Here is a 12,213-nt window from a genome sequence, read left to right on the forward strand (position 1 = left end):
GTTCCCGGACAGGAACGTGGGGCCGCACCCCTTGTGCGGCCCCACGACCGTCAGCCCTTCACGCAGACCACCTGCTTGAGCTTCGCCACCACTTCCACGAGGTCGGACTGGTTGCGGATCACCTCGTCGATGTCCTTGTACGCGGCCGGAATCTCGTCGACCACGCCGGTGTCCTTGCGGCACTCGACGCCCGCGGTCTGGGTTGCCAGGTCCTGCGCCGTGAACTGCTTGCGGGCCTTGTTCCTGGACATCCTGCGGCCCGCGCCGTGGGACGCCGACTCGAACGAGTCCGGGTTTCCCAGCCCGCGCACGATGTACGAGCCGGTGCCCATCGAGCCCGGGATGATGCCCATGTCACCGCGGCCTGCCCGGATGGCGCCCTTGCGGGTCACCAGGACCTCCGCGCCGAAGTGGGTCTCCTCCGCGACGTAGTTGTGGTGGGCCGAGATCGGCTCGCCGAAGCCGACCCGCGGGCACTGCCTGCGCAGCACGTCGCACACCAGCCGCAGCATCACCGTGCGGTTGCGGCGCGCGTAGTCCTGTGCCCAGAACAGGTCATGGCGGTACGCCTTCATCTGCGGGGTGTTCGCGATGAACACCGCGAGGTCGGGGTCCGGCAGCGCCTGGTTGTGCGCCAGGCCCCGCGCGACCTCGATGTGGTGCTGTGCCAGCAGGTTCCCGATGCCCCGGCTTCCCGAGTGCAGCATCACCCACACGTCTCCCCCGGTGTCGAGGCAGATCTCGATGAAGTGGTTGCCCCCGCCCAGGGTGCCCATCTGGTGCAGCGCCTTGGCCGAGTTCGCCTTCACCGCCGGGGTCAGGTCCTCGAAGCCGCGCCAGAACGTGTCCCAGTCGGCCGCGTCGCGGTCGGTGAACGCGGTCGCGCGGTGCTGGCCGAAGCCGACCGGGACCGCGCGCTCCAGTTCGGACCGCAGGCGGCGCAGGTCGTCGGGCAGGTCCGTGGCGCGCAGGGAGGTGCGGACCGCGGTCATGCCGCAGCCGATGTCCACCCCGACCGCGGCCGGGGACACGGCGTCGCGCATCGCGATCACCGAGCCGACCGTGGCGCCCTTCCCGTAGTGCACGTCCGGCATCACCGCGACGTGCTTGAAGGTCCACGGCAGCGCGGCGATGTTCTGGAGCTGCCGCATCGCCTGCTCCTCGACCGTCTCCGGCCGGGTCCACATGCGAATGTCGACGTGCTTTCCTGGAATCGTGGTCGCTGCCATGAATTCCAGGGTAGGCGCCCCGACCAGCCGGTTTAGATCAAGTGGGCGCGCTTCCAGATCGCCTTCGACGGGCCGCCGATCATGCCGACCTCGTCGAGGAACGCCACGACCTTCTCCGCCATCCACCGCCGCGACTCGTGGTGGTGCGGGTTCGCCAGCGCCACCTCCCGTGCCTCGCGCGGGTCGAGGCCGACCGCCGCGTACGCGCCCGGGTGCACCAGGATGTCCATCACCGTCATCGCGACGACCGCCGTCACCAGGCGGTGCACCTCCAGCGCGGACCGGCTCAGCTTCCCGAGACCACGTACCAGCTCCTCCCGCGCGTAGCGGACGTGCCGGGCCTCCTCCACCACGTGGATGCGGTTGATCATGCGGATCAACGGCTGGATGCGCTCGTCGTCGAGCATGGAGCGCTGCAGCCGGTCCGTGGTCTCCTCGACCACCAGCACCGACGCGAACATGGCCGGCCCGCCGATCACGGCGCCGAACACCTTCGCCGGGACCCGCACCACGCGCGGCGGGCCGTACGCGGGCAGCCCGAGCCGGGTGAGGCCCTTGCCGAACATGATGGCGTGGCGGGTCTCGTCGCCGATCTCGGTCAGCGCGTAGTGGGTGTGCGGGCTGCGCGGGTCCAGGTCGGCCGCGTACCGGGCGAGCAGCTGCATCAGCACGATCTCGGTCCACAGCCCGACGCTGGTGATGCTGCCGATCTCGTGTTTCGACAGCTCCAGCCGCTGCTCCGGCGTCAGGCGATCCCACAGGTGGGTGCCGTACAGCGACATCCGTTCCGCCGGCATGAAGCCGAGACCGTCGACCAGTGGCGCGTTCCAGTCCACGTCGACGTCGGGGTCGTACGAGTTGCGCATGGACGAGTCCAGCAGCCGCTCAGCGGTGACATCCCGGTCCTTGGGTTGCAGCACTCGCGCCATCGCGATCCTCCCGACAAGTACGTGTTACTTCCCGTAACAGTCAGGCTGTACTGCCGAGGAGACCCTGTCAAGCGTCCTGGCGCGTCAGATCACCGATGAGTTGCACGATCTCCCTCGTCACCGGCCGCAGCAGCCGCAGCCGGGACAGCCCGATCACGCGGTCGAGCAGGGGCACCGTGCGCTCCACGAGCATCTGCGTGCGCCTGCGGTGCGGCGAGCGGTCGTGCACCCAGAACAGCACGACGCCCATCTCGTACAGCCAGAGCAGCTCGGGCAGCTCCGGCCGCAGCTCGGGGTCGACCTTCGCCGTCGAACCTTCGAGGACCCGCCGGAACAAGGCGATCTGCGCGTCCCGCGCCGGGCTCGACTCGGTGGAGAACGGGCTCAGCGGGCTCGCCGGGTCGGCCGCGTTCACGAAGAACTGCCTGCCGAACTCGTGGTAGGGCGCGGCCACCTCCAGCCACGCCGCGAGCACCGCGCGCAAACGTTTGGCGAAGTCCTTCTCGCTGGTCAGCACCGCTTCGCACGCTTCGTCGTGCAGCTGCGTTATCCGGTCGTAGAAGCCCTGGACCAGCTGTTCCTTCGACGAGAAGTAGTAGTAGGCGTTGCCGACCGAGACCCCCGCCTCCCTGGCGATGGCCCGCATGGTCGTCTTGTCGTAGCCGTTCTCCTGGAACAACCGCAGCGCCGTCTCCACGATCAGCGTGCGTGTCGCCTCGCTCTTGGGTGTCCTGACCACCGCCGCAGGAGAATCCGCCACCCGTTCACCGTATCCCCGCGACACCGTTCACGTTGCCGTGTCAGGGTGGCCCATGCGTCTTCTGCTCCTGCCCGCGCTGGCGCTCGCCGCCGGCGTTCTCACCGCGCCACCCGCACAGGCGACCGGCGCCGAGTCCGTCCGTTTCGCCACCTTCAACGCCTCGCTGAACCGCGGCGCGGCCGGCCAGCTGGTCACCGACCTCTCGACGCCGGACAACGCGCAGGCCCGCGAGGTCGCCGAGGTCATCCAGCGCAACCGCCCGGACGTGCTCCTGATCAACGAGTTCGACCACGCGCCGGCCGCCGTCGACCTGTTCCGCGACAACTACCTTGAGCGCGGCCAGAACGGCGCCCGCCCGATCGACTACCCGTACGCGTTCATCGCGCCGTCCAACACCGGGGTGCCGACCGGCTTCGACCTCGACCGCGACGGCAGCATCGACACCGGCAACGACGCGCACGGCTTCGGCCTGTTCGAGGGCCAGTACGGGATGCTGGTCCTGTCCAGGTACCCGATCGACGGGAAGAACGTCCGCACCTTCCAGAACTTCCTGTGGAAGGACATGCCGGGGGCCATGCTGCCGGACGACCCGGCGACCCCGGCGGCGAAGGACTGGTACTCCCCCGAGGTCCTCGACGTGCTGCGCCTGTCGTCGAAGTCGCACTGGGACGTGCCGGTGCAGGTCGGCCGCGAGACGGTGCACTTCCTCGTCTCCCACCCGACGCCGCCCACGTTCGACGGCGCCGAGGACCGCAACGGCACCCGCAACCACGACGAGATCCGCTTCTGGGCGGACTACGTGACGCCCGGCAAGGGCCGCTACATCTACGACGACAGTGGCCGCCGCGGTGGGCTGAACCCGAGCCGGAAGTTCGTGGTCGCCGGCGACCAGAACTCCGACCCGCGGGACGGTGACAGCGTGCCGGGCGCGATCCAGCAGCTGCTGAACGCACCGCGTGTGCTCGACCCGCGCCCCGGCAGCGTCGGCGGCGTGCTCGCGGCGCGGGAACAGGGCGGCGCGAACCTGACCCACGAGTCGAACCCGTACTTCGACACCGCGGACTTCAACGACAACGCGCCGGGCAACCTGCGTGCCGACTACGTGCTCCCGTCGCGGGGGCTCTCCCCGGTGCACGCGGCGGTCTACTGGCCGACCGGCGAGCTGTCCCGGCTGAACGACGCGTCGGACCACCATCTGGTGCGCGTGGACGTGCCGGTCGGCAGGCGGTAACCGGAAGGGCACGTCCCGTGCCGGGCGCTGCCCTTTTGGGCAACGGTTTGGTTCCGCGGGGATCTGATTTCGCCGCCGACGTATTTGTGCCGCCGGTTCGTGCTCTCTATGGGTGAACACAACAGCCGGGGGCACAGGAGGCGCGCGATGTTGTGCACGGCAGAGCCAGAAGTCGACCTGTCCCAGCTCGAGGCCGAGCTGGCGGGCGTGACCGCGCCGCCGGTCGCCGCTCCGGCGTGGTCACGCCCGGTGACCAGGGGGAATCTGGACGACGTCGCGGTCGCCGCGTCGGCGGGGGACCGCGCGGCGACCGACGAGCTGCTCACCTACCTGCGCCCGATCATGGTGCGGTACTGCCGCACGAAGCTGGGCCGGGTGCGCCCGATCAGCTCGGCGGACGACGTCGCGCAGGAGGTGTGCATCGCGGTCTTCCGCGCGCTGCCCACCTACCGCCACCTCGGCAGGCCGTTCCTGTCGTTCGTGTTCGGCGTCGCGGCGCACAAGGTGGCCGACGTGCACCGCGCGGCCGCGAGGGACCGCTCGCTGCCGACCGCGGAGACCCCGGACACGATGCTCGTCGACGAGAGCCCCGAGCAGATCGCGCTGCGCCGCGAGCTGGTGGAGCAGACGGGTGACCTGCTGCGGACGCTGTTGCCGCGCCAGCGGGAGATCGTCGTGATGCGCGTGGTGCTGGGCATGTCCGCCCAGGAGACCGCGGAGGCCGTCGGCACCACCCCGGACGCGGTCCGCGTCGCACAGCACCGGGCGCTCAACCGGCTGCGCAAGGTCGTCAGCCGCTAGCGGACTTCGGCGGTGCGGGCGCCGCAGGGGGCTGCCCGCACCGCCGATGCACGTCACGGCCGGGCCGGTCGAACACACCGGAGCGCGAGTAGAGTCTTCGTCAAGCATCGAAGAGAACTGAGAGGGCTGTCAGCAATGCCGGTCGGGCGGTGGGCGCCGCTTTCGCACCCGGACGTCGCGTCCGTCGAGGTCGACGACGTGCTCCGGGCACTGGCCGATCCAATGCGGCGGCAGATCGTCCGGCTGCTCATCACCGAGGGCGACCGGCCCTGCGGCACCTTCGGCCTGCCGGTCGCCGCCTCCACACTCAGCCACCACTTCCGGACGTTGCGCAGGGCGGGCATCCTCCGCCAGTACGACGACGGCAGGCAGCGGATGAACACGCTGCGCCTCGACGAGCTGGACGAGCGCTTCCCCGGGCTCGTCCGCACCGTCCTCGACGCCGGTTAGCCCACCGGGTGGACGACGCGGCGCGTCACCGGCGCCTCGTCGCGGCGCACCCTGGCCGCCTTCTTCGTGTTGTGCCGCCGCTCGTACCACCACGAGTCGATCTCCACGATGACCGGGCCGAGTGCCATCACCAGCAGCAGCCCGATCGCCAGCACTGCCCCCGCCCACACCAGAACCGCCTGCAGCATGTCTTCCTCCTCCGGTGAAACCACTGGTCACAGCTTCTCCCCGGAGCGGGGTCCCTCGGATCGGTCGAACAGCCGCGCCCGCCCGGCCGACCGGTCACCGCACGACGGGCAGGCACTGGCCGATCGGCCGACCCCTGCCCGCCGGTCGGCCGAGGCGGTCACCGCGCCGCTGTCCTACGTTGATCGGCATGACACCGCAATCGGTGCCGCACCGCTGGCTGGCCACCTTGCTCGGCGTCGCCCTGTTCCTCGACTTCGCGATGATCCTGTTCAGCGGGTCGGCGCGCACCGCGAACCTGCTGGCGCTGCCGGGCGTGGCGGTCTTCGCGGCCTGCGCGTGGCTGGGGGTCAACCGGCCCGCGATCGCCTCCATGATCGGCGCGCTCACCCTGGTCGCGTCGTCGGCGCTGATGCGCGCCGCGAGGACCGACACCCCGTCGATCGCGCTGTCCCACATCATGCTCACCGAGCTGATCGCCGGGACCGTGCTGGTCGTGCTCGTGGTGTGGCGGACCGCACCGGTGGTGGCGGTGGCGTGCACGACCGCGCTGGTCGCCGCCTGCCTCTCGGCGATCGTCCTGCGGCAGCCGTACTGCGGGTACTACTACTGCGACAGCTACTCGAACCCGTTCGTCAGGCTCATCTCGCCGTCCGAGCTGTTCCAGTCGCTGCTGTTCGGGTTCGCGCTGCTGGTCGCGGCCGTCGGCACCGGCCTCTACCTGCGGCGCACGGCCAACCAGCGGGTCGAGACCGAGATGGGCGCGCTGATCCGCAAGCAGTGGCCGCTCGGCGCGGCACTCGGCGTGCTCGCGCTGCTCGAACTGGCGGAGACCGACCGGTACGGCGTCGTCGCGCTGGCGGGTTCCGCCGCGGCGGGCGTGTGCGCGTTCTTCGGACCGAAGTACCCGCTGCGGAACACGTGGCTCGCGGCGGGAGCGCTGTTCTTCGGCGGGCTGCTCGCCGCGATGTACGGCAGCACCGGGCTGCCGGTGTCGTTCACCGGGATCGCCGCGAGCATGGCGCTGGTCTCCTACGTCGTCAGGTACGCGGACCCCAAGCAGGCGGCCGGCGCGACGGCCGGGCTGACGGTGGCGAACGCGCTGGCGATGGGAGCGCGGGACAGCAGCACCATCACCGACTCCAGCTTCTCGCTCATCCTGCTGTTCCTGCTGCTCGTGTCGATCGCGGCGGGGGTGTACTTCCGCGCGCGGGACCGGGAACGGAACCAGACGGTGAAGGCGGCGGTGACCTCGGCGCAGCAGGGTGAGCGGATGGCGCTGGCCCGCGAGTTGCACGACGTGGTCGCACACCACGTCACCGGCATCGTCGTGCAGGCGCAGGCCGCGCTGATGGTCGCCGAGAACAACCCCGGGGTGGCGGTGCCCGCGCTGGAGAAGATCGAGCGCAGCGGCACCGAGGCGCTGAAGGCCATGCGCACGCTGGTCGGCAGCCTCCGCGACGGCACGGCCGCGTGGACCGCGGGCAACACCGAGATGGCCGATCAGGCCACGACCAACCTCGCGGGCGACCTCACCGGTCTCGCGGAGAACTTCGCGGGCCCGCCGGTCGAGCTGGAGCTGAACCTGCCCGACGAGCTGCCGCACGAGGTCGGCCGGTCGGTGCTGCGGCTGGTGCAGGAGTCGCTCACCAATGTCGGCAAGCACGCGCCGGACGCGACGTCCGTGCGGGTGCTGGTGGCCACGACACCGAGCGACACCCTGCACATCCGGGTGACCGACGACGGCTCGCGGCGCCCGGCGAACCCGGCGGGCGGGTCGGGCGGCTACGGTCTGGTCGGCATGCGTGAGCGGGTGGAGCTGCTCGGGGGCCGCTTCGACGCGGGGCCCAGCGGCTACGTCGGCTGGAGCGTCGAGGCGTGGCTGCCACTGTGGAAAGAGGGAACGTGATCCGGGTACTGATCGCAGACGATCAGGAAATGGTGCGCGCGGGTTTCCGGATGATCCTGGAGACACAGGACGACATCGAGGTGGTGGCAGACGTCGCAGACGGGGTGTCGGCGGTGCGGCGCGCCCGGGAGCTGCGGCCGGACGTCTGCCTGCTGGACATCCGCATGCCCGGCATGGACGGCCTCGAGGTGACCAGGACCCTCGCGGGTCCCGGGGTGGCGGACCCGCTGAAGGTCGTCGTGGTCACGACGTTCGACCTCGACGAGTACGTGCACTCCGCGCTTTCCAACGGCGCCAACGGTTTCCTGCTGAAGGACGCGGGCCCGGCACTGCTGCTGGAAGCGGTCCGCGCCGCCGACCGCGGCGACGCGCTGGTGTCCCCCCAGATCACCGTGCGGCTGCTGAAGCACTTCTCGACGGCGAACGCGACCGCCCCGGCCGAGTCGGCGACCGAGCCGCTGACCGACCGGGAACTGGACGTCGTGAAGGCCGCCGCGCGCGGGCTCACGAACACCGAGATCGGGACGGAGCTGTACCTGTCGCTCTCGACGGTGAAGACCCACCTCGCCGCGGTGCAGGCCAAGATCGGGGCCCGCAACCGCGTCGAGGTGGCCGCGTGGGCGTGGCGCACCGGCCTGATGACCGGCGAGGGCTAGGCGCCGCCCGTACCGCTCCGCACCGTCGAGACGGTCAGCTGGTTGCCGGGCGGGGTGCCCGCGCAGCCGGTGCCCGGGTTGGGCAGGAACATCGAGTCGTAGTCGTGCGGCGGGTAGACCCGCAGCCCGCGCACCTCGGTCGGCTTGCACACGGCCGGGTCGTAGTTGCGGACCTGCACGAACCCGACGTCCGCGTAGGCGCTGGCCCCCGGCTTCAACGTGACGGCCGGCCCCTTCTTGCCGTTTCGGTAAGCGGCGGGCCCGACCTGGTGCCCGTCGTCCCCCGCCACGTACGAGACGCCGGGGAAGCCCTGCATCGTGCAGGTGCGGCTGCCCTTGTTGGTGAAGACGAGGTGGCGGTAGGCGGTCCCCGCGGTGGCGTCCCCACCGCCGAGGCTCAGCTTGAGGTCGGCGACCTTGCACTCCGTGCTCGCGACCTGGCTGCCGTCACCGACGCTCGGCGGTGGTTGCCCGGCCTTCGCCGTGCCCGGCGCGGAAGTGCTCGTCGGCGGCGGCGTCGTGGTCGCCTGCTGGGACGTGCTCCGCGGCACCGACGGCACGTCCGGATCCCCCGGACTGGCCGTTCCTCCGCTGTTGCATGCGGCGAGCAGCAGCGCCACGCCACTGATCATCACGCCTGCGCCGATCCTGGTACGCAGCATGGTCATCGCCTCCACCTGGCCCCGACACCACTGGACGCTCTTCTGACTTCTACTTGCAGGGACGTTCGGCCGCGCCCTGGGTTGCTTCCCACCAGAACTACCCCACATCGGGTAAGAACAAACGGCAGCTCTTCACGGACAGTGATGGGGCAGCGGGCCCCGCTTCCCTTGTGGGAGCGGGGCCTGCCGGCGTTCGTCAGCGGATCTGCGCGTCCCGGGGGCGCGTGCTCGCGTGTGCCGTCAGGGCCCGGATGATCCGGTCGCGCTTGCGGCGGGTGTCGGTGTAGGAGCGGGGACGTTGGATCAGCGTCGCGTCCGTCAGGGCGTAGCGAGTCCACACCTTCGCCACGCTGCGGCCGCCGCGGCCGGGGAGGTCCGAGATCGCCACGTGGACCGTGTTGCGGGCGCGGATGTGCTTGGTGCGCAGGCCGTTGTCGGTGAACTCGACTTCCCACAGGACACCCCTGGCGGCGGTCGCGGCGCTCAGCAGCGCCCGGGAACGACCGCAGGCCAGTTCGAGTGAGAAGTCCCTGTCCAGCTCACGGGTGCGCCGCTTTCCCGTCACCAACCTCGTGACGAAAACCAGAACGACGACAATGCCCAACGCGATCAGAAACGTGTTCATGATGCCCTGCACCTCCAGCCACTCATGCCGTCCACCCCCAGGAACGACGGCACGGTGCTGCGACAAGGTCGACCCGGCAGCGCCGACGGGTCATCAGGTCATCGGTAGCACCTCTCACCGTTTCCCGGTTGTTACGAATCCTGCTTCGGTCCAGCAATATCCATTAGCGCCGAGCACCATGGATCCGTCAAGTATTTCGGCGAAACTGGTACTTTGGAGAAAAGATTCCTGCTTGACCTCTACCTAGGTGGAGCGGTCACCGTGTACGCATGGACCTCGACACCGCTGGCCGCTACCTCGACCGGATCGGTGCCCGCCGGCCCGCCGCGCCGGACGTCGCCGCGCTCCGGGACCTGCACCGGCGGCACCTCGAGACCGTGCCGTTCGAGAACCTCTCGATCCACCTCGGGGAACCGGTCGCGCTCGACGAGGACACCCTCGTCGACAAGATCGTCCGGCGGCGGCGTGGCGGGTTCTGCTACGAGCTCAACGGGGCGTTCGCGGCGTTGCTGGCCGCGCTCGGGTACGACGTGCGCCTGCTCGCCGCCTCCGTGTTCGGTGCCGACGGCACGCTCTCGCCCGCCTTCGACCACCTCGTGCTCCTCGTCGAACTGGACGAGCGGTACCTCGTCGACGTCGGTTTCGGCGCGCACTCGACCTACCCGCTGCGGCTCGACTGGCCGGAGGCGCAGGACGACCCGTCGGGCTCGTTCCTGGTTCTCGACGCGCCGGGCGGGGACGTCGACGTGCTCATGGACGGCGTGCCGCGGTACCGGGCGGAGTCGAAAGCACGCAGGATCGCCGACTTCGCCCGCCTCGCCTGGTGGCACGCGAACGCGCCCGACTCGCACTTCCGGTCCGGACCCCGGTGCTCACGCGCGACCGGGAGCGGGCGCGTCACCATCCGCGGCGACCGCCTGATCGAGACCGTGCACGGGGCGCGGACCGAGACGGCCATCGCCACCGACGACGAAGTCCTCGCGGCGTACGAGAAACACGTCGGGTTCCTGCCGCCGCGGGTGCCTACTTGCTAGCCACCCTCCGGTACTTCGCCACCGCCAGCGGCACGAACACCGCCAGGATCGCGAACGACGACAGCAGCGCGTAGAGCACCGCGTTGTCCGCGGGCCAGCCCGGCGGCGGCACCATGTTCGGCGGCGCCTCGTTGCCGAACAGGTCACGCACCGACTGGATCACCGCCGTGAACGGGTTCCACTCCGCGATCACCCGCAACGGCCCCGGCATCGTGCCCGCACCGACGAACGCCGACGAGATGAACGACAGCGGGAACAGCCACATCAGGCCCGCGCTCTGCGCCACCTCGACGCTCGGCGCCGACAGCCCGATCAGCGCGCCGATCCACGACATCGCGAAGCCGAACAGCAACAGCAGCAGGTACGCCAGCACCGCGTCGAGGAAGCTGCCCCGGATCCGCCAGCCGACCAGCAGACCGCACAGCGACATGATCAGCAGCGCCAGCGACGACACCACGAGGTCGGACGTCGTCCTGCCGAGCAGCACCGCGAGCCGGGACATCGGCAACGACCGGAACCGGTCGATGATGCCCTTCTGCAGGTCGTTGCACAGCCCGATCACGGTGAACGCCGAGTTGAACGCGATCGTCTGCACGAAGATGCCCGCGATCAGGAACTCGCGGTACTGCCCGCCACCGAGCGCGCCGCCGAACACGTACGCGAACAGCAGCACGAACATGATCGGCTGCACCACCGCGGCGAACAGCCAGTCGGCGTTGCGGCGGACGTTGAGCAGGTTGCGCCACGCGACGATGCCGCCGTCGCGAAGGCCCTGGGTCAGGACGGTCATGACTCCTCCGTCGCGTGGCCGGTGAGCGACAGGAACACGTCGTCGAGTGTCGGGCGGTGCAGTCCGACGTCGAGCACGGTCACGTTCTCGACATCCAGTCTGCGCAGCGCCTCCACCAGCGACTTCGCGCCAGCGTCGACCAGCACCTGCACCCGTTTGCCGTGCCGGTCGACGGTCGGCTCCGCCGAGCCGACCTCGGCGAGGACCCGGCTCGCCACCACCACGTCGGCCTCGTCGGCGACCACGATGTCCAGCCGCTCGCCACCGACCTCGCCCTTCAGGTGGTCGGCGGTGCCGCTCGCGATGACCCTGCCGTGGTCGATCACGAGGATCGTGTCGGCCAGCTGGTCGGCCTCCTCCAGGTACTGCGTGGTCAGCAGGACGGTCGTGCCGTCGGCCACCAGCTCGCCGATGACCTCCCACGTGTCGAGCCGCCCGCGCGGGTCGAGCCCCGTGGTCGGCTCGTCGAGCAGCACCACCCGCGGCGCGGCCACCAGCGCGCCTGCGAGGTCGAGCCGCCGCCGCATGCCGCCGGAGTAGGTCTTCGACGGCCGCGCCGCGGCGTCGGTGAGCCGGAACCTGCTGATCAGCTCGGTGGCACGAGCGCGGGCGTCGGGCTTGTTCATGCCGTAGAGCCGCCCGACCATGTACAGGTTCTCGAAGCCGGTCAGGTTCTCGTCGACGGCCGCGTACTGGCCGGAGAGCCCGATGGACCTGCGCACCGCGTCGGGGTCGGCCAGCACGTCGTGCCCTGCCACCCACGCGCGTCCCGAGTCGGGGCGCAACAGGGTGGTCAGGATGCGGACCGCGGTGGTCTTGCCCGCGCCGTTGGGCCCGAGCAGCCCCAGCACGGTGCCGGCCGGTATCTCCAGGTCGATACCGTCGAGCGCGCGGGTGGACCCAAAGGTCTTCACCAGCGCTTCCGCCCGTACGGCGATGTCGGTGGACATG

Annotated in this window: 14 protein-coding genes; 6 read left to right on the forward strand and 8 right to left on the reverse strand. The window is 70.4% G+C overall.

Going from position 1 to position 12,213, the window contains the following annotated elements:
* Window positions 1–50 precede the first annotated feature (50 nt).
* The 3 genes from ACFPCV_RS14570 to ACFPCV_RS14580 all read right to left on the reverse strand — a co-directional run bounded on the left by ACFPCV_RS14570 (window position 51) and on the right by ACFPCV_RS14580 (window position 2,918).
* Window positions 51–1,229 (reverse strand): RtcB family protein, encoded by a 1,179-nt coding sequence (locus ACFPCV_RS14570; protein WP_378056657.1) that lies wholly within the window; start codon window positions 1,227–1,229, stop codon window positions 51–53.
* 32 nt (window positions 1,230–1,261) lie between these two features.
* Window positions 1,262–2,158, reverse strand: coding sequence for an AurF N-oxygenase family protein (locus tag ACFPCV_RS14575; RefSeq protein ID WP_378056658.1), 897 nt, complete (start codon window positions 2,156–2,158; stop codon window positions 1,262–1,264).
* A gap of 67 nt (window positions 2,159–2,225) precedes the next feature.
* Window positions 2,226–2,918: a TetR/AcrR family transcriptional regulator gene (locus ACFPCV_RS14580; RefSeq protein WP_378056659.1), complete on the reverse strand. Its 693-nt coding sequence runs from the start codon at window positions 2,916–2,918 to the stop codon at window positions 2,226–2,228.
* 52 nt (window positions 2,919–2,970) lie between these two features.
* Between ACFPCV_RS14580 and ACFPCV_RS14585 the strand changes: the two genes are divergently transcribed.
* The 3 genes from ACFPCV_RS14585 (at window position 2,971) to ACFPCV_RS14595 (ending at window position 5,400) form a co-directional block, all read left to right on the forward strand.
* Window positions 2,971–4,149 carry an endonuclease/exonuclease/phosphatase family protein gene (locus tag ACFPCV_RS14585; protein ID WP_378056660.1) on the forward strand — a complete coding sequence of 393 codons (1,179 nt, stop codon included), beginning with the start codon at window positions 2,971–2,973 and terminating at the stop codon, window positions 4,147–4,149.
* A gap of 147 nt (window positions 4,150–4,296) precedes the next feature.
* On the forward strand, window positions 4,297–4,950 hold the full coding sequence (shbA, locus tag ACFPCV_RS14590; RefSeq protein WP_378056661.1) for an RNA polymerase sigma factor ShbA: 654 nt from the start codon (window positions 4,297–4,299) through the stop codon (window positions 4,948–4,950).
* A gap of 135 nt (window positions 4,951–5,085) precedes the next feature.
* Window positions 5,086–5,400 carry an ArsR/SmtB family transcription factor gene (locus tag ACFPCV_RS14595; RefSeq protein ID WP_378056662.1) on the forward strand — a complete coding sequence of 105 codons (315 nt, stop codon included), beginning with the start codon at window positions 5,086–5,088 and terminating at the stop codon, window positions 5,398–5,400.
* On the opposite strand, the gene ACFPCV_RS14600 is transcribed toward ACFPCV_RS14595, so the two are convergent.
* Window positions 5,397–5,588, reverse strand: coding sequence for a hypothetical protein (locus tag ACFPCV_RS14600; RefSeq protein ID WP_378056663.1), 192 nt, complete (start codon window positions 5,586–5,588; stop codon window positions 5,397–5,399). The two genes, ACFPCV_RS14595 and ACFPCV_RS14600, sit on opposite strands and share 4 nt — an antisense overlap.
* 188 nt (window positions 5,589–5,776) lie before the next feature.
* Here ACFPCV_RS14600 and ACFPCV_RS14605 point away from each other — a divergent pair, with 188 nt between their 5' ends.
* Complete coding sequence (locus tag ACFPCV_RS14605; RefSeq protein ID WP_378056664.1) at window positions 5,777–7,495, forward strand: sensor histidine kinase; 1,719 nt, start codon at window positions 5,777–5,779, stop codon at window positions 7,493–7,495.
* Window positions 7,492–8,151, forward strand: coding sequence for a response regulator (locus ACFPCV_RS14610; protein ID WP_378056665.1), 660 nt, complete (start codon window positions 7,492–7,494; stop codon window positions 8,149–8,151). The genes ACFPCV_RS14605 and ACFPCV_RS14610 overlap by 4 nt, the downstream gene beginning before the upstream one ends.
* Here ACFPCV_RS14610 and ACFPCV_RS14615 read toward each other — a convergent pair.
* Both ACFPCV_RS14615 and ACFPCV_RS14620 read right to left on the reverse strand, forming a co-directional pair.
* On the reverse strand, window positions 8,148–8,819 hold the full coding sequence (locus tag ACFPCV_RS14615; RefSeq protein ID WP_378056666.1) for a DUF4232 domain-containing protein: 672 nt from the start codon (window positions 8,817–8,819) through the stop codon (window positions 8,148–8,150). The genes ACFPCV_RS14610 and ACFPCV_RS14615 overlap by 4 nt on opposite strands.
* A gap of 190 nt (window positions 8,820–9,009) precedes the next feature.
* A complete protein-coding gene (locus ACFPCV_RS14620; RefSeq protein WP_378056667.1) occupies window positions 9,010–9,438 on the reverse strand; it encodes a hypothetical protein in 429 nt (142 codons plus the stop codon).
* 269 nt (window positions 9,439–9,707) lie between these two features.
* Here ACFPCV_RS14620 and ACFPCV_RS14625 point away from each other — a divergent pair, with 269 nt between their 5' ends.
* The gene (locus ACFPCV_RS14625) at window positions 9,708–10,472 is read left to right on the forward strand and encodes an arylamine N-acetyltransferase family protein (RefSeq protein WP_378056668.1); all 765 of its coding nucleotides are present in this window, start codon (window positions 9,708–9,710) and stop codon (window positions 10,470–10,472) included.
* On the opposite strand, the gene ACFPCV_RS14630 is transcribed toward ACFPCV_RS14625, so the two are convergent.
* Window positions 10,462–11,262 (reverse strand): ABC transporter permease, encoded by an 801-nt coding sequence (locus ACFPCV_RS14630; protein ID WP_378056669.1) that lies wholly within the window; start codon window positions 11,260–11,262, stop codon window positions 10,462–10,464. The two genes, ACFPCV_RS14625 and ACFPCV_RS14630, sit on opposite strands and share 11 nt — an antisense overlap.
* Window positions 11,259–12,212, reverse strand: a complete 954-nt coding sequence (locus ACFPCV_RS14635) for an ATP-binding cassette domain-containing protein (protein WP_378056670.1) — start codon at window positions 12,210–12,212, stop codon at window positions 11,259–11,261. Before ACFPCV_RS14635 ends, ACFPCV_RS14630 begins: the two co-directional genes overlap by 4 nt.
* Between the last annotated feature and the right edge of the window lies 1 nt (window position 12,213).

It is taken from the genome of Actinophytocola glycyrrhizae (assembly GCF_042653545.1).
GTDB lineage: Bacteria > Actinomycetota > Actinomycetes > Mycobacteriales > Pseudonocardiaceae > Actinophytocola > Actinophytocola glycyrrhizae.